At 35.7% G+C, this 25989-nt stretch carries 13 protein-coding genes; 1 reads left to right on the forward strand and 12 read right to left on the reverse strand.

What is annotated here, in order from left to right; genetic code table 11:
* Nucleotides 1-31 precede the first annotated feature (31 nt).
* From FJOH_RS20055 to FJOH_RS20100, 10 genes are all read right to left on the reverse strand, one after another.
* Nucleotides 32-1975 carry a glycoside hydrolase family 97 protein gene (locus FJOH_RS20055; RefSeq protein ID WP_012025850.1) on the reverse strand — a complete coding sequence of 648 codons (1944 nt, stop codon included), beginning with the start codon at nt 1973-1975 and terminating at the stop codon, nt 32-34.
* Nucleotides 1976-2035: 60 nt separating this feature from the next.
* Nucleotides 2036-4630: a xylan 1,4-beta-xylosidase gene (xyl3A, locus tag FJOH_RS20060; protein WP_012025851.1), complete on the reverse strand. Its 2595-nt coding sequence runs from the start codon at nt 4628-4630 to the stop codon at nt 2036-2038.
* 42 nt (nt 4631-4672) lie between these two features.
* Nucleotides 4673-6229: a glycoside hydrolase family 43 protein gene (locus tag FJOH_RS20065; RefSeq protein ID WP_012025852.1), complete on the reverse strand. Its 1557-nt coding sequence runs from the start codon at nt 6227-6229 to the stop codon at nt 4673-4675.
* Between the two features lie 32 nt (nt 6230-6261).
* Nucleotides 6262-8559: a glycoside hydrolase family 127 protein gene (locus tag FJOH_RS20070; protein ID WP_012025853.1), complete on the reverse strand. Its 2298-nt coding sequence runs from the start codon at nt 8557-8559 to the stop codon at nt 6262-6264.
* 18 nt (nt 8560-8577) lie between these two features.
* Nucleotides 8578-11103, reverse strand: coding sequence for a glycosyl hydrolase 115 family protein (locus FJOH_RS20075; RefSeq protein WP_012025854.1), 2526 nt, complete (start codon nt 11101-11103; stop codon nt 8578-8580).
* Between the two features lie 22 nt (nt 11104-11125).
* On the reverse strand, nt 11126-12808 hold the full coding sequence (locus FJOH_RS26660; protein ID WP_012025855.1) for a sialate O-acetylesterase: 1683 nt from the start codon (nt 12806-12808) through the stop codon (nt 11126-11128).
* Nucleotides 12809-12859: 51 nt separating this feature from the next.
* Entirely contained in the window at nt 12860-14104 is a 1245-nt protein-coding gene (locus tag FJOH_RS20085; protein ID WP_012025856.1) for an SGNH/GDSL hydrolase family protein, read from the reverse strand.
* 55 nt (nt 14105-14159) lie between these two features.
* Nucleotides 14160-15875 (reverse strand): glycoside hydrolase family 43 protein, encoded by a 1716-nt coding sequence (locus FJOH_RS20090; protein ID WP_012025857.1) that lies wholly within the window; start codon nt 15873-15875, stop codon nt 14160-14162.
* A gap of 145 nt (nt 15876-16020) precedes the next feature.
* The gene (locus FJOH_RS20095) at nt 16021-17961 is read right to left on the reverse strand and encodes a RagB/SusD family nutrient uptake outer membrane protein (protein ID WP_012025858.1); all 1941 of its coding nucleotides are present in this window, start codon (nt 17959-17961) and stop codon (nt 16021-16023) included.
* A gap of 12 nt (nt 17962-17973) precedes the next feature.
* Nucleotides 17974-21066, reverse strand: a complete 3093-nt coding sequence (locus FJOH_RS20100; RefSeq protein ID WP_012025859.1) for a SusC/RagA family TonB-linked outer membrane protein — start codon at nt 21064-21066, stop codon at nt 17974-17976.
* Nucleotides 21067-21955: 889 nt separating this feature from the next.
* Here FJOH_RS20100 and FJOH_RS20105 point away from each other — a divergent pair.
* The gene (locus FJOH_RS20105; protein WP_012025860.1) at nt 21956-24583 is read left to right on the forward strand and encodes a glycoside hydrolase family 3 protein; all 2628 of its coding nucleotides are present in this window, start codon (nt 21956-21958) and stop codon (nt 24581-24583) included.
* A 95-nt stretch (nt 24584-24678) separates the two neighbouring features.
* Here the strand turns inward: FJOH_RS20105 and FJOH_RS20110 are convergent, their stop codons facing one another.
* The gene (locus FJOH_RS20110; protein WP_012025861.1) at nt 24679-25083 is read right to left on the reverse strand and encodes a response regulator; all 405 of its coding nucleotides are present in this window, start codon (nt 25081-25083) and stop codon (nt 24679-24681) included.
* A 528-nt stretch (nt 25084-25611) separates the two neighbouring features.
* Complete coding sequence (locus tag FJOH_RS20115; protein ID WP_012025862.1) at nt 25612-25986, reverse strand: DUF4440 domain-containing protein; 375 nt, start codon at nt 25984-25986, stop codon at nt 25612-25614.
* Nucleotides 25987-25989 lie beyond the last annotated feature (3 nt).

Genomic DNA, 25989 nt, shown 5'->3' on the forward strand with positions numbered 1-25989 from the left:
AGATTATATCAGAAGATGTTCTTTTTATAATTTAGTTCACTATTAGTATTCCACCGTTGGCTGGAATTTTTATTTCTATTTCCTTGTTCTTTTTAAGATGTACTGTTTTTACTTTTCCGTTTAGTTTTTCATCATCAAAATAACAGGTTAATGATGCATCAGAAACCATCATTGGAAGTTTTAATTTTAAGCTTAAGGTTTCCTTTTGAGCATTAACTCCTGCGATGTACCACTTTGTTCCTTTTCTGCGGGCCAGAATAACATATTTACCCGGATATCCATCTAAAAAACGAACTTCGTCCCAAGTCGTGGGAACTTCTTTCATGAACTTTACTGCCCAATCCGGAGCATCAGTTAAATTGTTTGGTGCCAGTGCAAAATGCTGTACACCGCTTTGAAAAAGTACGGCCGTCGCCAAAGCAAACACATCTGAAGTAATTCGTTTTGAACCTTTATTGGGAGTATTGTCACTATTGTAAAATTTGTTTAGAGCGCTTCCGCCAAAATCCATACTTCCTACTGTATTTCTAATAAATGGATGTATTGACGCATTCATCGCTTCTTTGTCACAGCTTGCTTGTCCAAAATGCAGATTTTCACTCGCTAACACCGCTTCACTTGAAGCATAATTAGGATACATACGCTCCCAGCCTCTTGGTAATGTACAGCCGTGAAAAATAACCATCAGTCCAAAATCGTTAGCATCATTCAAAATATCTTCATACAATTTCATGGTCACTTGTTTGTCGCCTCCAAAGAAATCTACTTTGATGCCTTTTATACCAATTTCTTTTAACCACGCCATTTCCTTACGGCGAATGATACTGTTATCCATCATTCCTCTTGGTCCTTGAGGCGCATCGTTCCAATATCCATTTGAATTGTACCATAAATACAAGCCGACACCTTTTTCGGTCCCATATTGTGCCAGTTCGGCGATTTTATCTTTTCCTATCTGAGTATCCCAAAGTGCATCAACTAAAATGGTCTCATATCCCATCCTGGCACTAAAATCTATATATTGTTTCTGCACCGGAAACGTAGTATTGTTATCCATTTTTATAATCCAGCTCCACGAACCTTTGGTATATTTATATTCTTTTGAAGCTTCGTATTTTGGTTTTACTAAATCAAAAGGAATTGTTGTCTCTACAATAGGATTCAGAGTTTCGCCCACAGTAATAGTTCTCCACGGCGTTTCGCCAATAAGCGGTATACCGGGAGCTGTTGTTCCGTTTCCGTTATTTTCTCCTGCCATTGGAAAACCAATAGTGTACAATCCTTTTTCGTGTCCTATTAATCTGCTGGCGCAATAACCACTGTCTACACCGGTTTCAGAAATTAAAACCCATCCGTTACTATTCACTTTAAAAAGACAAGGAAATGTATATCCTTCTCCAATTCCGTTTTTCCCCATAGGTTCGTCTAATGTATATGAGGTTTCATAGCTGGGCATAGTTCTGGCAAATCCGGTCATGGGTTTACTCTGCGGACAAAGAAATGTCGTGGTGCCTTCCGGCAGAAGAAAACCTGAAGCTTCTCCCTCTACCACGCAGGAACGGCTTTCCTTTTGCGGATATACTTTATATTTAAAAGCCGCATTGTTATTACTCACTCTAAATATAATGTCAATCGCTGCTTTATTTTCCTTAGTAAAAGAGAAAACAGCTTCATTGGCTTCATAATGAACATTGCTGTTTTTTATATTAGGAAGCTGGTAGTTTTCGTCAATTTTATTTTGAACCGGATTTGTTTTTAAAGCTAATCCGGTTGTAAAATCTTCGACATTGGTTTTAAGACCAAGAGGTGACTTTTCTAAAAACGTTTTTTCATTATAAGAAATACTATAAAAAGGCTGGCCGTTAGAAACAAAAAGAGAAACTTTAAGTTTTCCATCGGGGCTTTTTATAACTGATTGTGCATTTAGGCTTAAAAAACTAAACAGACATAAACATAAAACATATTTAAAACTCATAATTCGCTGTAGATTAATTACTTTTTATTTGATAAAGAAATTTAAGAGGCAGTCTTTAGTTTACTGAATAACCACTTTAGTCATTTTTAAATCTTTAGTATCCGAGCTGTTTCCATAATACACTTCGTATTCGCCGGAAGCTATATTCATTCCTCTGGTTTTAGCATCATAAAACTCAAATGAAGATGCGGGTAAATCGATTGTAACATTTTGTTTTTCGCCTGCCTTTAACTCAATTCGTTTAAAAGCTTTTAATGTTTTTAACGGACCTTCTGTATCATTTAATTTTCGGACATACACCTGAACAATCTCTGTTCCGCTGCGCTTACTGCTGTTTTTTATTGAAAATTTCAGCTGTGTATCTTCATTCGGTTTTATCTTGTTTTTACTTAGATTTCCAGCCTGAATATCGAATTTAGAATAGCTTAAGCCAAAACCAAAAGGAAACAAAACATCTGTGGTATAACGATACGTGCGCCCTTTAAGAGAATAATCTTCGAAGTCGCCTAATTTATCTGAGTTTTTATAAAATGAAATTGGCAGTTTCCCCGCAGGGTTATAATCTCCAAAAAGTACATCGGCGACAGCCTGTCCTCCTGATTCTCCCGGATACCACGCCTGCAGAATAGCATCACAGCTTTCTGTTTCTGGTGTTAAAGCAATAGCAGATCCAGAACAGTTTACAAAAATTACTTTTTTACCTGCTGCTTTAAGTTCTTTTAAGCATTTTCTCTGCACAGCAGGGAGTTCAATATTAGTTCTGTCACCACCTTTAAAACCGGGGAAAGAAACAGGCATTTCTTCTCCTTCTAATAAAGTCGAAAGTCCTCCTGCAAAAATTACGGTGTCAATACCTTTTAATTTTTGAATCAAGGCTTTGAAGTCGATATCAAACTCTTTTCCAAAATCAAATTCTAAGTTAGCCTGCCAATCATTGGATTGTGCAAAAAGAATTTCGATTTTATATTTCATGCCTGCTTCAACTGGAAACGGGATTTTTCCAGGAACAGTACGCCAATTGGTATACTTTGCGATCGATTTACCGTTAACTAACAATTCAAAAGCACCAGTCGCTCCGGTTTTAAAAACAAGGTTTTCGGTTTCTTTTGCTGTAAATTCGGCTTCATATTTTGCAGAGAATCCTTCTAGTTTAACTCCTGAAGCAAATTCATGCTGACCTGCTGTGGTCATTTTTATAGGATTTAATATTTGCTGCGAAATAACACTGTTTCCTTCTCTATTAGGGTTATTCCAATAAACTGCTTTCATTCCTTTTTTTCCTTCAAAAGAAATTTGATCAAAATAAGTCTCTGTTACTTTGTCTTCAACTAAATCACAAGATTTATCATACAGGACTTTATTTGCAGCCAGTTTTCCCTCAATTCCTTTTTTAATAGTAATGGTTTTATTGGGAGTTCCGTTATAATTTCCCCATAACATAGGTTCGTTATCAGCATTTGGACCTATAACTGCCACTTTATTTACGTTTTTATTTAAAGGGAGAATATTATTTTTATTCTGTAAAAGTGTCATTGACTTTTGAGCCATTTCTAAAGCCAATTGCTGATGTTCTTTACTATTCAGCACACTTGCCGGAATTTGAGCCCAAGGCACAATCGAGTCATCGTCCATTTCGCCCAAATCAAAACGGCCTATTAAAACACGAAGCAGACTTTTATTAATTTCTTCTTCCTTGATTAAATCTTTCTCAACGGCTTCCGGAAGTTTTTTAAACGGATATTTATCCCATACACATTCTACATCAGTTCCTGCCAATACAGCTTTTGATGCGGCATGAACCTCATCTGATGAAACCTTATGTGTGGTATAAAAATCAGTAACAGCACCGCAGTCTGAAACTACCAGATATTGAAATCCCCATTCATCGCGAAGAATACGTTGTAATAATCGGGTGTTACTGCAGCAAGGTTCATCGTCTAATCGCTGATACGCACACATTACCTGTCTTACATCGGCTTCCTGTACTAATGCCTTAAATGCAGGCAGATAGGTTTCGTATAGTTCACGCGGCTTTACATTATTCAAATTCAATTCATGTCTGCTCCATTCAGGTCCTGAATGAACGGCAAAATGTTTAGCGCAGGCCAAGAGCTTTCGGTATTTTGCATCTGCTGGTCCCTGAAGTCCTTTTACAACCGAAACTCCCATTCTGGAAGTCAGATAAGGATCTTCGCCATAGGTTTCCTGTCCGCGCCCCCAGCGTGGGTCTCTAAAGATATTTACATTGGGCGTCCAGACCGAAAGGCTTAAGAAACGTTTGTTTTCATTTCCGTTTTGTATCCATTGGTTGTATTTTGCACGGCCTTCATCTGAAACGGCATCAAATACACGAAAAACCAATTGATCGTCAAACGATGCCGCCATACCTATTGGTTCAGGAAAAACAGTAACATTATCGTTATTGGCATAACCATGCAAAGCCTCGCTCCACCAGTTAAACTTTTTAATTCCTAATCGGGGTATTGCATCACTCTGATCGCACATTAAAGCTGCTTTTTCTTCGAGCGTTAATCGGGAAATTAAATCTTCTGCACGTTTTTTAGAACTAAGCGACGGATCTTTATAAGGATACTGCTGTGCGTTTAAATTGAAAAAGCATAGTAAACTTAAAAGATACAGATAATTATTTTTCATGTTTTTTCTTTTGAATTAAAGATGCTGCTGTTCGTTTATCATTTAATTTTTATTCTCAAGATGGAAGTAATCAAAATCGACATAACCTCCTAAGCTTTTCTCTGCATAATTAAAAAGACCAAATCTGTAGCCCATAAAATGAGGAAGCGTGTAAGGCAGTTTTATTTCATTTCCTATGCTTATCCATTCTTTTCCGTTAAGGCTGTAGTAAAAGTGTCCTAAATCTGTTTTGTCTTTAAAATTGCATGAAGCTTTGAAATAGATTTTATTTCCGGAGAAAGGAACACTTTGAATCTCTTTTGAAATGCCGTTTACTGTTTCAATCATGACAATTCTTTTTGATCCGTTTTCTGCTTTTACGCCAACAAGTCCAAAATCTTTTTGAAATAAAGTAAGTCCGGCAAAATCACCATCTTTCATTTGAGAAACTTCCAAAAGTGTCGTTCCTGAACATTCTGGTCCAAACGTTCTTTGTGTAAGCGTATTTTTTGCCTGAGTTAAAGTGTTAGTTATAGAAGCGGTTTTTAATCGTAAGTATCCTTTTCTTTCCTGAACAGACCATAACGAATTATCAGGATTATGGTTCCACTGCCAGACTAAAGACAGATCTTTTTCTCCTTTTTTTCGGCTGAAATCATCTGAATTCACAATTCCCGGAATTAATCCTTTACTTTCGGGTAAATCAAGATATTGAGGCACTTTATTATTTTCACCCAAAACAGGCCACCCGTCGACCCAGTTTACAGGCACAAAATATGGAATACGGCCAACGCCTCCATAATCTCTAAAGAAGTACGAAAACCATTTTCCGTCTGGGGTGTCAATTAAACCTCCTTGTGCAACACCTAAATCCTGTAAACCAATCTTTCCTTCCCACGGTCCTGCAATTTTATCGGCTCTGTGAATAAGCACTGTACGCATTCCGTCTTTGGGCCAGACAATATTAAACAGATAATACTTTCCGTTTATCTTGTACAATTGAGAACCTTCTGCTCCCAGCATAATGTTATTTCCTGCCGGACTGCTGGCATTTTCAATCAATACCTGATCTAGTCCGTTTTCTTTTATTCCTGATAAATCTGATTGTAGTTCTTTAATAAAAAGTTTACCATTTCCATATACCATGTAAACTCTGTCATTGTCATCAAACAAAATACTGTGATCGTGATACGCGGGACTAAAACTAATTTCTTTCCAAGGCCCTTTTTCTATATCTTTTGTGGTATATACATACGTCTTTCCGGTAGTCTGGGAAAAAGTGGTTACATAAAACATATTGTTATGAAATCTGATATTACTTGCCCATGAACCTCGTCCGTAAGTGTTTTTGCCATTATCCAGATTTAGTTCATCACTGCTTCCTAAAGTATCATACGCATAGTTTATAATTTTCCAGTTAATTAAATCTTTTGATTTCATTATAGGAACGCCCGGATTCATGTGCATTGTGGTACTGCTCATATAATAATTACTTCCGATCCTGATAATGGATAAATCTGGAACATCTGCAAAAATTACAGGGTTTTGGGCTTTTTTATCCTGCGCATTAGATCCGGTAAGAATTAAAAAAATCGCTAATAGGTTATAGAGTACTTTCATGGTTTTATTTTCTGAACTTTTAAAATTTCCGATTAATTTTTTACTATTCGTAATTGGTAAAACTTAGGACTTACTTTTCCGTCTTTAGCTGTTATTTTAATTGCTATAACGTCTTGTTTTGCAATATCGAGCCTGATTTTTTTATTTTCTAAAGAGACTATTTCTGCTGGTTTGTTGTTGATCGTTATAGTAATATCATTGGCATTGATTGTATCCAAAATACTTATATCAAGGAACTTTCCTGATTTGTCTTTGTTTATCATTTGATAGGAAATATAAGACTGGGTATTTCTCCAAAATCGGCCGTCGTCATATCCTGAATTACTTTTTTCTCCTCTGTACAAATGATCAACTTCGGGCTGTTGTTCTCCGCAATTAATTTTATCTATGGTATTCGCTTCAAGCGCCATTTCTTTTATTTCCTGCTGTCGCAGTATTTCCTGTTTTTCTTTAAATTCATCTTTAGTAAAAGTTTGGAAATACATTTGATAACGTGCATCATGCAGTTCAAAAAAGGGTTCTAATTCTAAAGAATCCAAAGCAAAACGCATATTGCCAAGTTCTTTAAGTCTGGAAACATAACTTGCTTTTTCGCCTACAAGCGCATAAGCTTTATCCATTGGCATGTATTTTCCCGAAGCGACATGCCCCATACGGCTGTCATCCGCAAATAATCCGTCTAATGCCTCTTTAGAAGTTTTGGCAGCTAAAACAATTGGGCCGTTTACAAAAGCGCTCCAGTTAGAACCATCAGGCAATTGCTCTAAATGGGTTTTCGTTTCAAATTCAATACGTACATGATCTTTTGATTTCCATTTTCTTTTAAGACTGATATAACCCGATGGTTTTAATTCTGTTTTCTGTTCTTTATCGTTGATGAATACTCTAAAGTTTTCTGCCCATTTTGGACGACGGATATTTAAATCAAAAGTTTTTGCTTTTTTGAGATTAAGAACAATTTCGGTGCTGTTTTCATAAGGGAATTTTGTACGCTGTTCGATTACAATTCCTTTTTCATTCCAGTTTAAGGTTGATGCTATAAAGAGATTGACAAAAACAGCCTCATCAAAATGGCTGTAAATTAATTCTCCATATTTTGTATGATTCTCCAATCCTGATCCTACACAGCACCACATACTGGTTTCGGGCTGTGAATAAACCCGATAATGATTGGGTCTAATGGGTGTAAAGTAAACAAAACCTCCTTTTTCCGGATGCTGGCTTGACAATATATGATTGTAAAGTGTGCGTTCGTAGAAATCGAGATAATTCATTTCTTGTTTTTCCAGAAATAAGGCTTTGCTGAGACGTTCCATGTTATAGGAATTACAGGTTTCCGGTCCTTCATTTGACTTAAGCATGCCGCTGAAATCATTGACAGGATTAAAATGTTCTGAAACACTGTTACCGCCAAAAGCCACGCTTCGTTTTTGAGTTACATTATCCCAAAAAAAAGTAACTGCTTCTGACCATTCTTTATCTGCTGAAATAGAAGCAATTTTTTCAAAACCAATAACTTTAGGAATTTGAGTATTGGCATGAAGCCCGGTAAGTTTATCTTCTTTCTTTATTAAAGATTCTAAAAAACTCTTTTGGGAAATTTTTTGAGCTGTTTCCAGATATTTTTTATCCTTCGTAATAAGATATAAATCTGCAAAAGACTCGTTGATGCCTCCGTGTTCTGTTTTTAGAATTTTCTGGATCTGATCGTCACTCAGCGGTTTTATCATTTCAATAAACCAGTCTCCCAATTTTATTAAAACTTCTTTTGCCTGCTGGTTTCCTGTATATTGATAAGCATCGTTTAATCCTGCAAAAAGTTTATGGATATTGTAAATGGGAACCCAGGTATTGTTTAAGCCAAAACTGCTTCCGTCAATATCTCCTTTATGAATGCGGTCCCAAAAAACTTTTCCCTGCGGAATCCCGCCAACATATCCATTTCCGTTTTTATCCTGACATCTGGCTAATTCAGAAATCATATAATCTAATCTGTTTTTAAGCTCAGGATTTCCTGTAGAAGCATACATCATAGACAAGGCCGATAAATAATGTCCGGCAATATGACCGTCAAGCCCCAGACTTTCCCAATTACCGTAACGAGTTGACTTTACCGGAAGACCAGCATCAATTAAATAAGGCGCAAGAAGCTTATCGGGATTAAGGGCAAGTATATATTTAAGATCAACATCTTGTGCCTTTTTAAAAGGTCCGTCTTCTAATCTCACTTCCTGTAACGGAAATGTTTTCATTTGAGCTGCTGCTGAAAATGTAATGCATACTGCTATTAAACATCCTAGTTTATTATATTTCTCAAAGATATTTACCATAATTTTATTGAATTAAAACTAATCCTGTGAAACCCTGTCACTTTCGGGCGCACCCAGATAAGACGGTTTTAATCCTCCGGTATTTATTAAAATCTTCTGAAGAACTATTCCGGGATCCAGTACGCGAAAACGCAGTGTATGTCTGCCTGGTTTTAAAATCTGGTGTGACGTAAGGGAATGGATCATGTGTTCTGCCTGCCATTTTCCGAGTTCGCCGCGATATTTTCCGTTAAAATTTACAAGCTGTGGTTTTTCATCATCAAAAGAAACTTCATAACGAAGGCCTTTGTTGCTGTTAAAATTAAGTGTAGGCGCTAGTAATAATTCAACATTAAAAGTTCCAGTCGAAGTAAAATCAATTTCATATTCTACAAAAATATTTTCCTTTGTGTCCGGATAAAGGTTTTGAGGTAATGTCGTAATACCGCTTTTTGTTTTTCCAAAATCAGGAATTGTTTCCCAATGAATTCTTTTTGAATCGTTTACTTTAGAAAAATGTGCGACTTCTATAGAAACATAACCGTCTTTTTCTACAAATACTTTTCGTTCTGTTTTTTCAGAGGCTGTAATATATTGTATTTCAGGTAAAATATTTTTAGGAGTATCAAACCAGTTTTTGTAACCAATATGCATCTGATCCATCATGTGAGGCCATTTTCCATTGGCAATTTCGTTATTGTATTTGTTTTGAAGAACAGAATCGCGTGCGAACTTAGTCTTCACCAAATCGGCATAATAATTAGCCTGAATATCTTTCTGTTTGTATAATTTTTTATTCAACGCTTGTGCAAAATACATTTCATAGAGATTACTGCAGGCGTCTATAGGATATAAAACGAGCTGGAAATAAGCATCTTTATATTCCTCTGGTAAATCATTATAAACTCTGTAGGCATCAAGTGCCAGATTTTTATAATCGTTTACTACATTTTGAAATTCATTGTAATTTTCAAGACTGTAAGTTTGACTGTCGAGCATTTCTGGTGTTACACGACGATTGAATTTGGGATACGTATTTAAAAATCCGGCAATTTCTTTTGAATGTTTTTCTCCAAACTGCTCTGCAGCCCATTTTTCGGTAAATTCAAATAAATTCTGCGGATTAAATTTCTTAGGATTCCATGCCATATCGAGAAAAAAGCTGATAGGAAATTCCATTGGTTTAAGATCACCAACATTTACAATCCAGACTTTATCTACACCATGCTCATAACTAAGATTCATTTGTTCCCATACTCTTTGTATCGGACTTATATTAATCCATTTTGAGTTTCTTGGACCTCCAACGTAATCAAAATGATAATACATACCGTAACCGCCCTTGTGCAGAGGTTTTCTTAAATCTGGAAGTTTACGGACATTTCCCCAGTTATCATCACAGAATAATAAAATTACATCGTCCGGAACACGCATTCCCTGATCGTAATAATCCTGAACTTCTTTGTATAAAGCCCAAACCTGAGGTGTTTTGTCTGTACTTTGTCCGGTTTCCTGCGAAATAATACGGCGCTGTTCTTTTACGATATTTTCAAGCAGACTTATATTAGTTCCTTCGCTCATAGCTTCATCGCCGTCTCCACGCATACCTATGGTTACTAGTTTTTCCCAATTTTTACTTCGTACGATACCGCTTTTCCAGAATTCATCTAAAACAGTTTTGTTTTTAGAATAATCCCAAACATTAGGAAGATTGTTTTTTTTGATATAACGGTGCCAGTCTGTTTGAGCCAAAGCCATTGGTTCATGGTGGGATGTTCCCATTATAATTCCCATTTCATTAGCAAGAGGTCCGCTTAACGGATCATCATCATAAAAAGCATTCCCCCACATGGCAGGCCACATATAATTGGACTTTAAACGAAGTAATAATTCGAAAACTTTCTCATAGAACTTACTATTAAATCCGCCGAATGTTTTTTTTGCCCAGCCGCTCAATGCGGGAGCTTCATCATTTAAAAAGATTCCTCTGTATTTTACAGCCGGTTCTCCATCGCTGTACGTTCCTTTTATAAAATAAAGTGTTTCACTTTTCTTTACCGGAACATCTGCCCAGTAATACCAAGGTGAAACTCCAATTTGTCTGGATAATTCATATATGCCGTAAATTGTCCCGCGTTTGTCACTGCCGGCAATTACAATGGCTTCTTCAACTCCTTTAAATGGATTTTTGACGTGCTGGATAATAAATTTTTCATTTTTCCCTTTAAGATCTTTTCCGTTGATTTTCTTCTGCTTTATTAAATCATCAATGACTGAATTTCCTGCCATTCCAATTATAATAAGAGGAGAAGAATCTGCTGGGTTTTGATTTAGAATAACAGGTTTTGAACCCGTAACTTTTTCAAAATCTGATTGGAGATTGTATACGGCGCGCATGATACCAGCATCAAGCGTAGTATTTATGAAAAAAGACGGCTGTACTGATTTTTCTTTCAGCACTATAACGTTAGAACTTTTTTCATGGGTAATGAAAGGTTCTGCCGCTTTTAAAGGGCTGTAAATACAAATAATCAATAAAGCAATCCATGTTGAAAGACTTTTCATTTTATTTTCTCTTAATTAAAAATTACTTCTCGATAGTATAGGCAGATATGCTGTATTTTTGAAAAACTAAGGGATCAACCTCTTTAAATAAAAACTGTGAAAACATATAAAGTCCATTTTTCCAGACTTTAAAGTCATGTACTCCCGGCTCGATGTAGTAAATATGAGGAACATTATTTTTAGCCAGATAATCATGTGTGCGGGTGCTGTTTTCTATAAGCCAGTCTTTATCACCGCATGAAATCCAAAGCAGTTTGAGTTTCTTTTTTGCTTCTTCGGGTTTTGCTAATAATTCTGTTCCTATTTTTGTATTAGGCGCAGCCGAAAAAGCTCCAACCCACGCAAATTGATCTAAATTCCCCAATCCGAAATTTAAAGACTGTCCGCCTCCCATAGATAAACCTGCAATAGCACGATGTTCCCTGTCTTTTAAAACCGGATATTTTTTTTCGATAAAAGGAATTAAATCGTTTAAAAGGTCTTTTTCAAAAACACTAAAAGCTTTTACTTTATCTGCCGCCATGATATCGCCGCCGGCTCTGTCGTCTTTCATTGCTCTGCCGTTTGGCATTACTACGATCATAGGTTCAAGCTTTCCATCAGCATAAAGATTATCCAATATAACATTGGGCTGTCCACCGTTTAGCCATTCTTTTTCATCTCCACCTATTCCGTGAAGCAGATAGAGAACCGGATATTTTTTATTTTTATTAAATCCCGGAGGCGTATAAATAGTTGCTTTTCTGGTTGAACCTACTGTTTTAGATTCGTAACTTACTATTTCGACCTTGCCTTGCGGAGCATTTGCGTTTACCTCATCAAATCCAAGAGGGGCACGAACAATAAAAGGTTCTTTGCCGTTAAATAGCATATATCCTGATAGGGACAGCATTTTATCGGCATAACGTTTGCCTAATTCTCTGTAACCTTCGGGGCTGAAATGCAGGAAATCAGCATCTGCTTTACATCCTTTTGAAGAAATAATATAAGAGTTTGGCAGTACCTGAGGCAGTTTTGCAATGATCTTATTCATACTGCCGCATTTACCATTCTGATCTTCATTTACGGTTTCTCCGGAAAGTAATGGTACTTTTTTCGGATCAAGATTGAGATCTTTAATTAAATTATCATAAACAATTTTTACTTTTTGAGGCCAGAGTGTATCGCCTGTATTTGATTCTCCCTGATGAAGCAGAATGCCTTTTATAACGCCTTTTTTCTGAGCAATTTTAGCCATTTCTACCAATCTCCCGTATGGATTACCGTCGTATTGTTTTACGATATTTTTTAACCAGTCGGGAGAATTAGCGACATAACTTTCAAAATTATTCTTATCAAAAAGTTCTATTTTACAGCCTCCAACAGCAACATTTACAACACCGACTTTTATATTCTGCGGAAGGTTCGATATCATAGTTCTTCCAAAATAATCCATTGGGGTAAGTCCTGTGGTACATCTGCATAAAGGCGGAACAGCTGTATACCATTTCCCTTTTTCGCGTCCCATTTCAGGACAGTCAACTGCCGACAAAACCTGAAAGCGTTCGTTGACACCTGTTTTATCCTGAGGTTCTATTTTGGCAAAACCTTCCATATTCGATTGTCCGAAACTTAAATACACATGGAAATTCGGATCTTGGGAATATCCTTTCTGTGCTGTTAAAAAAAGAATCGTAAATATTGAAAACCTGATTATTAATTTCATTTTATACTTTAATTAAAATTTGCAATTAAAAATTAGTCTTGTGAAATCGTGTTATTGAAACAAATCTAAATCAACGGTTTCTCCCATTCTTTGATATCCTTTTTCATTGGGATGTAAAAAATCGTTGTCGTGCATATCTGGCAAAATTGTTTTAGAGCCAACGTCTGAAGCCATTGCTTTATCAAAATCAATTACAGCATCAAAATTGCCTTTGGTTCTAATCCATTCGTTTACAATATCTCGTGCATCTTGTTTAAAAGGCGCATCATAAAAGGATTTTTCAAATGGCAGAATTGTACCGCCAAATACTTTTATACCTTTGGCATGGGCTTTATCAATCATAACTTTATAGCCTTCTATAATTTCTTTTGCTGTGACTGATGCATCTTCTGCTTTTCGAATGCCGCCAATGTCATTTATTCCTTCCAGAATAATAAGCCATTTGGTCCCGCTTTGAGAAAGTACATCTCTGTCAAAACGATTTAAGGCCGTTGGTCCTAATCCTCCCCTTACTACACAATTCCCTCCAATTCCTAAATTAAGCACACCAATATGGGCTGTGTTTTTATTCGCATTTAGACGTGATGCTAAAATATCTGTCCAGCGGTTTTGTTTGTTTGTTCCAGATCCGCGGCCGTCGATAATTGAATTTCCTAAGCATACAACATTACTCTCATTTTTAACTGAACTAATGTCGACTCCCATAATAGAATACCAATGGTCTGTTTTTACTGCTCCTGCAAAAGATTCGTTATTGATATGATCGCCTTGTAAAATATAAGAAGTTGTGCGGGAACCGGGATGACCTGATACGTTTGATGAAATTTCGCCATAATGAATGGTAATGGCTAAAAGCTGTCCTGGCTGTAATTCAAAATCAAAAGCATCTGAATATACTACCTCATCAGCTCCCAGTGTTACTTGCGGACTGCCCTTAAAACTCAATATTTTTTGTGTTTTTATATCTACAGCCGGAGCTTCTGTAACATTGGCAACACTTACCGATTTCAGAACGGCAGGCTGATCGCTAAACAGATTAGAAAAACGAAGTCTAATCTGTTTACCGCCCAGCGATACTTTAATAATCTGACGAAGTGTATTCTGTGCTAATCCGGGTTCAGGAGGCATATTTTTTGGTTCAACAAGCATTTGAGCTGTTGCCCAGGTGCCTGTCCAGTTTTGATCTTCTTTTTTATCTCCCGTTTTAATTAATGCTTTATTCGATGTACACCCTGCCATTACAAACAGCAGATTTAAAAGTACGATCCATTTAACAGACTTTATTTTTACATTCATTTTATTAAAAATTATAAGTTCATTTTCGAATAAAAAAAATTAATTTTTATCCTGATTATGGATGAGCATCATTAGCCGAAGTAGCATATAAACCTACTAATGCCCCTGTAAAACCTCCGGCAGCATTTGTTGAAAGAATATCGCCAGAAACGGTTCCGCCTAAATTTTCAAAATCAACTCCATTTACAGCATAACTGAATTCATAATTGTCTCCCGCAGCTTTTACCTGCAGACGAAGTGTATTTGTTATTTTGATTTTAGAACTTGCTATAATTTTTGACTGTCCTTTTTCTGTTCTTTCCAGTATTATAAAAGTATCATTTCCTTTTTTAGTAATCCCGAAAACATAATTAAAACGTTCATTTTGAAGACATACAATTCCTGCCAGATCTTTTTCTGACTGCAGTTTGTAATCAACTGATGCTGTAAATGAGAAAGTATTGTGCTGTTGTCTGTAAAAAAGTGTCGAAGTAGGTTTCATTTCTTTAATGTTTACTTCAAAAGGCGTTATTTCTAAACCTTTTTTACTTACTGAACTAAAGTTTTCGCGAGGACCTCTTAATCCTATCCATCTGTAATCTAATTTTTGAGAAGTGAAATTTTCGGTAAAAGTGAAATTTCCATTTGGAAAAAACCCATTTTTTCCGGTTTGGTTTGTAACTCCAGCCGGCATTTTTAGTTTTGGCTGCATAGGAACTAATCCGTTTTCAAAAACAGGAAATTCGCCAGACCAGTCTACAGGAAGTATAAAAGTTTCTCTTCCTATATTTACTCTGTCTTTTTCGTTAGGTCGGATTGCCAGGAAAACACCGTAATATTTATTGTCCGGTCCTTGTATTAAATCAGCGTGGCCTGCCCAGTCTACTTTATTGGCTCTGTCTTTTGGAAAATAACGCTGGGTAAGAATCGGGTTATTTGATGCTGGTTTAAAAGGGCCTTTTGGACTATCACTGGTGAAAATAACTTCGCTGTGATTTCCTCCTGTACCGCCTTCGGCACACATTAAATAATATTTCCCATTTTTTTTATATAAATGCGGTGCTTCAATCCAAATAGGTTTTTTAGAAAGGTCTACTCCTCCGTCTACAATAATTTTATCGGTGCCGGGAATTACTTTATCAGTAGTAAGATCATATTCCCAAACTTTAATTACACGGTGTCCTTCGTATAATTCTTTTCCTTTATCGGGTGCGTCATTATGAACGATATATCCTTTGCCATTTTCATCAAAAAAGATTGAAGGATCAATACCGCCGAAGTCTAATTTTATAGGGCTTCCCCATCCTTTCATGGGATCTTTTGTTTTGACAATGATATTTCCAAGGCCACCTGAAAAGGCTGTCACAATCATATAAAAAGTATCATTGTGCGGATTGTAGGTAATTCCGGGTGCATATACTCCTGCGCTGATTCCGGTATCATGCGGATTAAATTCGGATACATTGTTTAAAACACCTCCCAAATCTGTCCAGTTTACTAAATCTTTGGAATGAAAAATAGGCACGCCGGGAAACATTGCAAATGAAGAACATACCATGTAGTAATCATCTCCTTTTTTGGTAATGGCAGGATCTGGATAACATCCCTGTAAAATAGGCGTATAAAATTCGTCTGGTTTTAATGGATTATTTTTATAAATCTGATCATCACCATTGTAAACGACATTAGAAAAAACAGCTGTTTTTTTTGATTGCATTTTTTTCTGAGCAGTTCCTGTATAAGAACACAGAAGTGCTGCTGCCAGTAAAAAAAAGATATTTCCTTTAATCATTTGTGTATTATTTATTTATTCAAAAAAATATTAAAAAGCCGAGAGAAAATGCCCTCGGCTTTCAACTTACAAACTTAAGATCATCAAAAAGTAACCGTAAAATCAACTCTTATAAATAGGATCTAAATTTGTTTAAAAAGTTAATCTAGTAACCCGGATTTTGATATTTAGCTTTTTCATCTGCACTCATTTCCATACCATCTAGCTGTCCTTGAGGAATTGGTCTTAAATAATGATGTGCATCAATAGTTCTGGTTACAACTTCAGGTGTATGCTGACCATAGTTAGATCCGCCAATTGAATATTTTCCTGCAATCTCATTCCATTTTTGAGTTCTTACTAAATCATACCAGCGGTATCCTTCTCCAAAAAACTCACGTGAACGTTCCGCTAAAATGTAATTAATATCAATTATTGCCGGGGTTGCAGTAGTCATAGCCGCACTGTTGTCTGCTATTTTTGCTGTATTTCCGTTATTATCCCAGCGCCATTTTCCTGCTCTTGCTCTTATCACATTTACAAGAGTTCTTGCACTTAGTGTTCCTGTTGCACCTTTAACAGCAGCTTCTGCCGCAACCAGATACAACTCAGAGAATTTTGCTACAGGGTAAGGTCTTGTACTTGCAGCATTAGGTTGTCCTAATCCGCCCGCATTATCGGTACGATATGGTCCTAATTTCCAGAAACCTGGATATACAATTCTGCTTATTCCGTTTGGAGAAATAACATAATCTGCTCTTCCCGGTAAAATTCCTGCTCCAACACCGCTGTCTCCTTGTCCAGAAGGATAAGTAATTGGTGTTAATGGTTCATCATTTAAAAAAGTTAATACAGCGTCGCCAGGTTTAATCGTTAATCCGTTTGCATTGGTTAAAGTCGGCACAGTTGTAAGACCTGTTCCCTGCAAATTCCAGTTACCGCGGTAAACTGCTGCAAAAGTTCCGTCATATCTTGAATCATTTGTTTTATCTGCAAAAGTTTTGGTAAAAACTTCAATTGGAGGCGCCATTCTTGTCCATGGACGTCCTAAAAACTGATTGGCTTCACGCTGAACAGAAGAAACCGAAGCGCTTCCGTTTTTACTTCTAATAGAAGTGTAATTCCAGGTTACCATCCAGCCTGCGAAGTTATCAGGAGCTCCGCCGCTTCCGTAAGTAAGACTTCCTCCATTGTAATATTCGCTTGATTCAGTATGATCTGCATATAACATTACTTCTTTGTTTCTGTCATTTGGACCTGCGTTTACATCATAAAAAGAATCCAGTAAGGCATAAGGACCAGGATTATTAATTCCTTCTACGGCTAAATCATAAGCCTGCTGAAAATACCATTGTGCATTATGTCCGTCAGGATCTGTACGCGGTGCTTCAGGATAAGTTGGAATATTATTTGGATTTTCCAGCCACCATGCATAAGTCAAATACGCTTTTGCCAATATTAAACGAGCTAATGTTTTGGTTGCAGTACCTGTTAATCGGGCAGCATCCGGCAGTTCAGCAACTGCTGCTTTTAAATCTGGAAAAACAGCTTTTGTATAAACTTCTGGAACTGTATTACGTTTTGAAGATCTCGAAGGTTTACTGTTAAATTTCAATTCTCCAGCTCCTAAATCTAATGGCACACCTCCAAAAGTCTGAACCAATAAGAAATAATCGAAAGCCCTGAAAAATTTTGACTCGGCAATAAGACTGCTTGAAACTCCTACAGCAGCTCCGTTCTCGATTATACCGCTGGCCGTGTTGATATCATTGTATGAATTGTTCCATAAAACATCTGAACGGCTTGAATTAGGGTTAATTACACCAACTCCCGATAAATCATGATCTTTAAAATTTCCGTCTGCACTCTGCGCATACGTTGCTTCATCTGTACCTGTTTGTGTAGCATTATAAAAATAAGCCTGTCCGTAAATATAACGAAGGTGTGCATAATGAGAGGTTAATCCTTGTATTACTCCCTGTTCTGTTTTAAAATAACCCGGTTCATAAAAATCATGCGGCTTTTCTTCCAGAATATCAGTACAGCTGGCAAAGGAGTATAAAACTACAGATCCTATTATTAAATTTCTAAAAATATATCGTTTCATAGTTCTTCTTGATTAAAATGTTAAGTTAAGTCCAAATAAATAATTTCGGGTACTAGGGGTATTAGTACCAATAACCAAAAATCTTCTTTGGTAAGAGGATACTGCCTGATTTTCATCTCCAAATGAGTTGGTTTCAGGATCCATTCCTGATGCTTTATGATAAGGAGAGAAAAATACAAATGGATTTTGTGCTGTAAAATAAACTCTTAGTTTATTAATACCTAAATCTTTAATAAAATCCTGATCTAATGTATATCCTAAAGTAAGGGCTCTGATTTTAACATAAGAAGCATCAAAATACCCCATTGTTGAAATGTATTTAGGATTATCCCCGCTTCTGATACCTCTTGGGTTAGGAAACTCTGCATCTCTGTTATCTGGCGTCCAGTAATCAACTTCAACATTACTTCTACGGCCGTTCATTAAGTTAAGGTAACTTGCACCGCCGTAAAGCGTACTGATTAATACACCACCGCTTTTAAAAGCTCCAACTGCTGAAAAATCAAAACCTTTGTAAGTTAAGTTTGTGTTGAAACCTCCCTGAAAATCAGGATCTGTTTCTATAATTTGTCTGTCATTTGCATTTATAGCTCTGGTTGGCGATCCATCTGGGTTAAAATCTCCTGTGTATTTTACCTTGATTGATCCCACAACTGTTCCCTGCTGATTGATTCCTGTTGGTCCAGGTTCTAAAATTGACATATAAGGATCACCTTCCTGCCAGATTCCAACTTTTTCATAATCATAAATTGAGTTTATGTTACGTCCCACAAACCAAGAGTTTGCTTCGTCTCTTTCTGCTCCCGAAGCAAGAGAAACCAGTTTGTTTTTGTTAGCATACAAGTTAAACCCAACAGACCAGCTTAATCCTTCCGGATTGTCAAGAATTACTCCGTTTAAAGATATTTCATATCCTTTATTTTCTGTAGCTCCCACGTTAGCTACATAACTGCTTACACCAGATGTTGCAGGAAGTCCTACTCTTTGTAAAAGGTCTTTTGTTTGTGTATTATAATATTCTAAAGTACCAGAAAGACGATTATTAAATAATCCGAAATCAAGAGCATAATTCCATGTAGTAGAAAACTCCCATCCTAAATTTGGGTTTGGCAGTTCTGTTACATAAACACCTGTAGAATTTGTATTTCCAAAATTGTAAGGTCTTGTGCTTAAAGCTCCCAAAGTAGCATAAGGTGCTACTGCCTGATTAGAAGTTTCTCCATAACCAGCACGCAGTTTCACTAAATTAACTGTTTCCTTAATGCCTTTCATGAATGACTCATTTGAAACATTCCAACCCACAGAAACTGCCGGGTAAGTTACCCATTTATTACCGTCAGATAATCTTGAAGATCCATCAGATCGTATCGTTCCTGAAATGAAGTATTTATTGTCATACGAATACATAAGTCTGGCCATATAAGAACGAAGTCCCCATTGTGTATAATCCTGATTTGCCGGATTTATAACTGCTTCTTCTTCACTCTGACCTAAATTGTAAAACTGAAATGCATCAGAAGTAATTCCATTTCTTGAAATCTGAGAGCTGTTTCCTGTATACTGCTCATTTGAATAAAGACCAACAAAGTTTACTGTATGTTTATCAGCAAATGTTCTGTCGTATGTCAAAAGGTTTTCAATAAGCCATTGAGTAGACAATGCATTCGTTATAGAAGCATTAGACAAAGTAGCCGGGTTTACATCAAAAACTCCCTGCCCTTCATAATAACCGCTGTTTGAAGTACGTAAATTCAATCCCGTATTTAGACGGTATTTTAAACCTTTAACTCCCGGAATTTTTAATTCTGCAAAAATATTATTGTATGAACTAAAAGCTCTGGTTAAATTAATATACGATTCACCTAAGTTTTTAATTGATTGTCTTGTGTAAACCCACTGATCATCAGCACCCATACTTACTATTCTTTTCAAAGATCCGTCAGCTCTGTAAGGATTTGCAAGCGGAGAAGTTCCTAAAATAGTTCCTGTTCCAATGTTATCTCCATTTGTTACAGCGTAATTACTATTTGTTGTAAATCCTATACGAAATGCACTTCCAATCTGCTGGTCTACACCCGCTCTAAGGCTGTAACGTTCGAATTTTTGTCCCGGAAGAACCGATTCTTCTTTATAATAACCTAATCCTGCATTGTATGAACCTTTTTCAGTTCCACCTGCAACGCTCACATCATGGCTGATCATTTCACCAGCTCCGTAAAGTGAATCCTGCCAGTCTGTATTTGTGCTTCTAGATTCATCAACACCATCTGTATATAATCCGGCATAATCACGAAGCGCTGCAAACCTTTCAGCATTCATCATTGGATATTTGCCAAAAACCTGCTTTATACCGCTGAAACCATTATAGCTAAATGTTGCCTGCTGATTTTTACGTCCTTTATTACTGGTAATCATGATAACACCATTTGCTCCTCTCGAACCATAAATAGCAGTTGCCGAAGCATCTTTTAAAATATCAACAGATTTAATATCAACAGGATTAATATCTCCTATCGAACCTGCAAATGGAACTCCGTCAAGTACAATCAAAGGATCATTACTTCCTGTAAGTGATCTGGTTCCACGAATACGAATCTGCATTGCCGCTCCCGGTTTTGAAGAAGTCTGTGTTAATTCGACCCCCGGAAGTCTTCCTTGAAGAGCCTGCGTTATGTTTGCAGCAGGAACTTCATTTAACTCTTTACCTCCTATCGAGGCAACAGAACCTGTTACAGACTCTTTCATTTGAGTACCATACCCAATAACAACAACTTCTTTTAATGTACTTAAATCCTCTTCAAGAGTAACATTAATAGTTTTTTGTCCGTTTACAGCAACTTCTTTGCTTTTCAAACCTATAAAACTAAAAACAAGAGTACCATTTGAAGGAACACTAATAGAATAATTACCATCAAAACTGGTGCTTACTCCATTTTTAGCACCTTTTAAATTTACATTCGCTCCAGGAATTGGTCCATTGGCATCTGATACCATACCTGTGACTGTTGTCTGCGCATCCATATGATAGGAAAACGCAAGCATTAACATCAAAAAACATAAGCATTTAAAACGCTTGTGCTTACTTGTAACAAAAAAGTTAGTCATAAAAATTGATTTAAATTAAGTTAGAACTTTGGTTTAGTTAATAAGTGTATTTAAAACAAATATATAGAAAAACAAATAATACACAATCGGTTGTGTAAATTTTTATTGATAATTACAAAAAAAAAGCCTCAAAAAAAAATGTAAAAACTAATTTTACAATTAAAATATTGATTTTTTATTAAAAAAACATTTCAGAAGATATCGATTGTTATCAATTATAAAATGATTTTTTATAAAATTTAACAAAAGAATAAAAGAGTAAATATTTGGTGTATTTAGAAAAAATTGAAGTAAAAATAATGTTAAATACAAGATATTTCAATACAAAAGCTGTAAATAACTATAGAAATTAAAAATAAATTAAAGCCAAAAAACGACGAAAAAGTCAATTTAAACAATCGGTTGTTAATTTATACAGTGTTCAAACAGAGAGTATTCATTTTTTTAAGAATAAGTTCAATCCATTTTTTTATAAATCAATTAATACAACTTTATACTACAATAGTATATAGAGGCAGATTAATGATTTATTTGTTTTACAATAACTTTTTACAGCTATATATTTTTAAACTATCTTATATAAATAGGTAATAAATTATGAAATCATTTTTTGAAATGCAATTCCAAAAATTTAATCCCCTCTTCTCTTATTAAAATATAGTTTAAAATGGCTGGTACAACATAAAAAAGCAATCAGTCAGTTTATAAAATAATTATAAATACCTAAATAAAGTCAATAAAAATCAATACTACTCTCTATTTAATACAAATACCATTATTTTTTAAGCATAATAATATCTAATTGGAAAAAATTTATTTTATTTACACAATCGGTTGCAATCACCTTTACTATCTAACCTTAATTCTTTTACACCAAAAAAATAATTCCATGAAGATGAAAAAAACGATATACTGCCTCATATTTTTAATTTGCTTTTATTCCTATTCACAAGACAAAAAGTATGATTTTCAATTTCAAAATCCGTCACTGAGTTTTGAACAGAGAGTTGATGATCTTGTGAGTCGTTTAACATTAGAAGAAAAAGTTTCTCAAATGCTAAATTCGTCACCTGAAATTGCAAGATTAGGTATTCCTGCTTATGACTGGTGGAACGAAACTTTGCATGGAGTTGCGAGAACTCCATTTAAAACAACGGTTTATCCTCAAGCTATTGGAATGGCGGCAACTTTCGATAAAAATTCACTCTTTACAATGGCCGACTACTCAGCTCTTGAAGGCAGGGCCATATACAATAAAGCGGTTGAACTTAAAAGAACCAACGAACGTTATTTGGGACTCACCTACTGGACTCCAAATATCAATATTTTTCGTGATCCTCGCTGGGGACGCGGACAGGAAACCTATGGAGAAGATCCTTACTTAACAGCTGTCTTAGGTGATGCTTTTGTAAAAGGCCTACAGGGAGATGATCCTAAATACCTAAAAGCGGCCGCTTGTGCTAAACATTATGCTGTTCACAGCGGTCCGGAATCGCTAAGACATACTTTTGATGTTGATGTAACGCCTTATGAACTTTGGGACACTTATCTTCCTGCTTTTAGAAAATTAATAACCGAATCGAATGTAGCCGGTGTTATGTGTGCTTACAATGCATTTAGAACACAGCCTTGTTGTGCAAGTGACATTTTAATGAATGATATTCTGAGAAAAGAATGGAAATTTGACGGTTATGTTACTTCAGACTGCTGGGCGATTGACGATTTTTTTAAGAATCATAAAACACATCCCGATGCTGAATCTGCTGCTGCCGATGCCGTTTTTCATGGCACTGATATTGATTGCGGCACCGATGCTTATAAAGCACTTGTTCAGGCTGTTAAAAATGGAAAAATCAGCGAAAAACAGATTGATATTTCTGTAAAACGTCTTTTTATGATTCGTTTCAGACTTGGAATGTTTGATCCAGTATCAATGGTCAAATATGCCCAAACCCCATCTTCTGTTTTAGAAAGCAAAGAACATCAGTTACATGCCTTAAAAATGGCAAGACAGTCGATCGTTTTACTTAAAAATGAAAAAAATATTCTTCCTTTAAATAAGAACCTAAAAAAGATTGTGGTTCTGGGACCAAACGCCGACAATGCTATTTCAATATTGGGAAATTATAACGGAACTCCGTCTAAACTGACTACAGTTTTGCAGGGTATTAAAGAGAAAGTGAGTCCTGATACAGAAGTTATTTATGAGAAAGCAGTTAACTTTACAAATGATACTTTACTGGTTTACAAAGACTTGAAGAATCAATACTCATACGAAGGCAAACAAGGTTTCAAAGCTGAATATTACAATAATACTACTCTTTCAGGACAGCCTGAAGCGGTTAGAAGCGAATCAGAAATCAATAATTTCTGGCAGGAAGGAGAAGTTGTAATTCAAAACATCAAAGCAAATCATTTCTCTGCGCGTTATACTACAAACTTTACAGCAGATCAGGACGGTTCTGTTACTTTTGAACTTAAAGCCGATGACGGTTATCGTTTTATAATAAACGGAAAAGAAGTTGTAAATGCCTGGCAGAAGAATAGATGGGGAGAAAAAACTTTTAAACTTGAAACCAAAAAAAATACAGTTTATAAAATAGTATTGGAATATTGGCAGGGAGAAGGAAAAGCAGAAGTATCGCTGCAGACCGGAAATTTTGTAAAAACCAATTTTGCAGATTTAATTGAACATCATAAAAATGCTGACGCTTTTATTTTTGCCGGCGGTATTTCGCCACAGCTGGAAGGAGAAGAAATGCCTGTCGATTTTCCCGGATTTAAAGGAGGTGACCGCACCTCTATCCTGTTTCCGGAGGTGCAGACCAAACTTTTAAAAGCGCTTCAGTCTTCTGGAAAACCAGTAGTTTTTGCCATGATGACGGGAAGCGCAATAGCCATTCCGTGGGAAGCAGAAAATATTCCGGCAATATTAAATATCTGGTACGGCGGACAATCGGCAGGAACCGCAGCAGCCGATGTAATTTTTGGAGATTATAACCCGGCAGGAAGACTTCCTGTTACTTTTTACAAAAACGATTCAGATTTACCTTCTTTTGTAGATTATAAAATGGATAATAAAACGTATCGTTATTTTAAAGGAACGCCGCTATACGGCTTTGGATACGGACTGAGTTATACTTCATTTAAATACAGTGATTTAAAAACACCAGTTAAAATTAAAAAAGGACAGTCAGTTTCTATTTTGGTTAAAGTAGCAAATACCGGAAAAACAGAAGGCGAAGAAGTGGCGCAGCTGTACTTAATTAATCAGGATACAGCAATAAAAACACCTTTGAAAAGTTTAAAAGGATTTGAACGATTCAATTTAAAACCTGGTGAAAATAAAACAATTACTTTTAATCTTTCTCCTGAAGATCTTTCGTATGTTACACCAGAAGGCAGTTTAAAGCAATATGAAGGCAAAATCAAAATTTCAATTGGAGGAAGTCAGCCAGATGAAAAACTGCTGACAAAAAGCAATGTTGTTTCTAAAATTATGCAATTAGAAAACTAAAAAACAACTGCAATAAAAAAGGTTTTAAGAATACTCAAAACCTTTTTTATTTAAGAATTTGTAGTTAAATCTAATCCGTGCATGAAATTATAATTTCAAGTACAATCTTCTCTTTTTTTACCTATAATTATTTTTTGCAATGATTCAAAAAGCTTTTTGAAGCTGCCATGTTTCTTCAAAAATTTCACTCTTTTGAATTTGTCTATTTCATCCTGCAGCATAATTCCTGAATTTCGGGAATAAAGTACAATTGGAATCTTTCTTAGGCCTTTAATATCACGAAGTAATTTAAGGAATCCGCTCCCATCAAAATAAGGCATATTATAATCCAAAAAGATTATATCAGGACAGATTTTTGAATCCTTAAGCTTTTTTAAAGCCTCAAGTGCACTTTCCTCTACAGAAGATCTGATTTCATGGCTGATTGCATTCAAAACTGACACAAAAATCTCTGCATCATCTGTATTATCGTTGACTAGTAATATGTTTTTGTATTTCATGCCACTACTATTTAAGGGAAAAAGTCTGGAATAAAGTCGTTTTGTCTTTAAATCGAATACAATTTTATAACAAAATAAAACGATATCACAGCACACTAACACTAATTTGTAATAAGTCTGAAAAACTTTGTAATAACATACTATTTACACTTATATGTACTCAGATAAGTGCTAAAAATTGAAGCCTGAAAGATGTAAATTTTAAAAGGCTGAAATGAAATTATATAAAACAAATTAAAGTAAAAAAAATAATTTTAATGAAACCAATATCTCTGAGAGAGAGTATTAAACTAACCACATAAACAGAAAAAACATGGAATACGAAAAACACTATTATGCGCCTGAAGGAATTGGAGAAGATACGACTCAGGAAGAAGACCTGCTTTTTTATGAATTGAGCTGGGAAGAATAACTACTCATTTTTATAGAAAATATCCAGTTGTAGACCCAAAGGTTTCAGAAAAAGAAAAACATTCCAAAGCAATGATTAAAAGCTGTGGAATGCTGTTCTGCAATATATTCATTTTTTTATTTTTTAGAAGATAATTCTGTTTCGGTATGAAGCATACACAGCCAGCGGTCATTTTCTTTTATCCATGTAGAAGTACAGGCACATTTGACAGATTTATTTTCTTTTGTATCCAATAATTCGATTATATAAGCTGTTACCGCAGTTTCTTGGGTCGGCTGCTGAGATATAAAATCTAAATAACCCAATACTTTTATTTTATCGCCTTCGCCGGACTCAAACATTTTTTTAAAACTGGGTTCATCTACACTCTGCACTCCATTTCTTCCAGCTATTATACAGGGAAAATGAGTGAGATTTTTTACTGTTTCATATTGGTGATCCTCCATGCCCTGCCAATATTTTTTTTCTAAATTAAAAATCTCTGTTTCCATAAT

The sequence above is a fragment of the Flavobacterium johnsoniae UW101 genome, from assembly GCF_000016645.1.
Lineage (GTDB): Bacteria > Bacteroidota > Bacteroidia > Flavobacteriales > Flavobacteriaceae > Flavobacterium > Flavobacterium johnsoniae.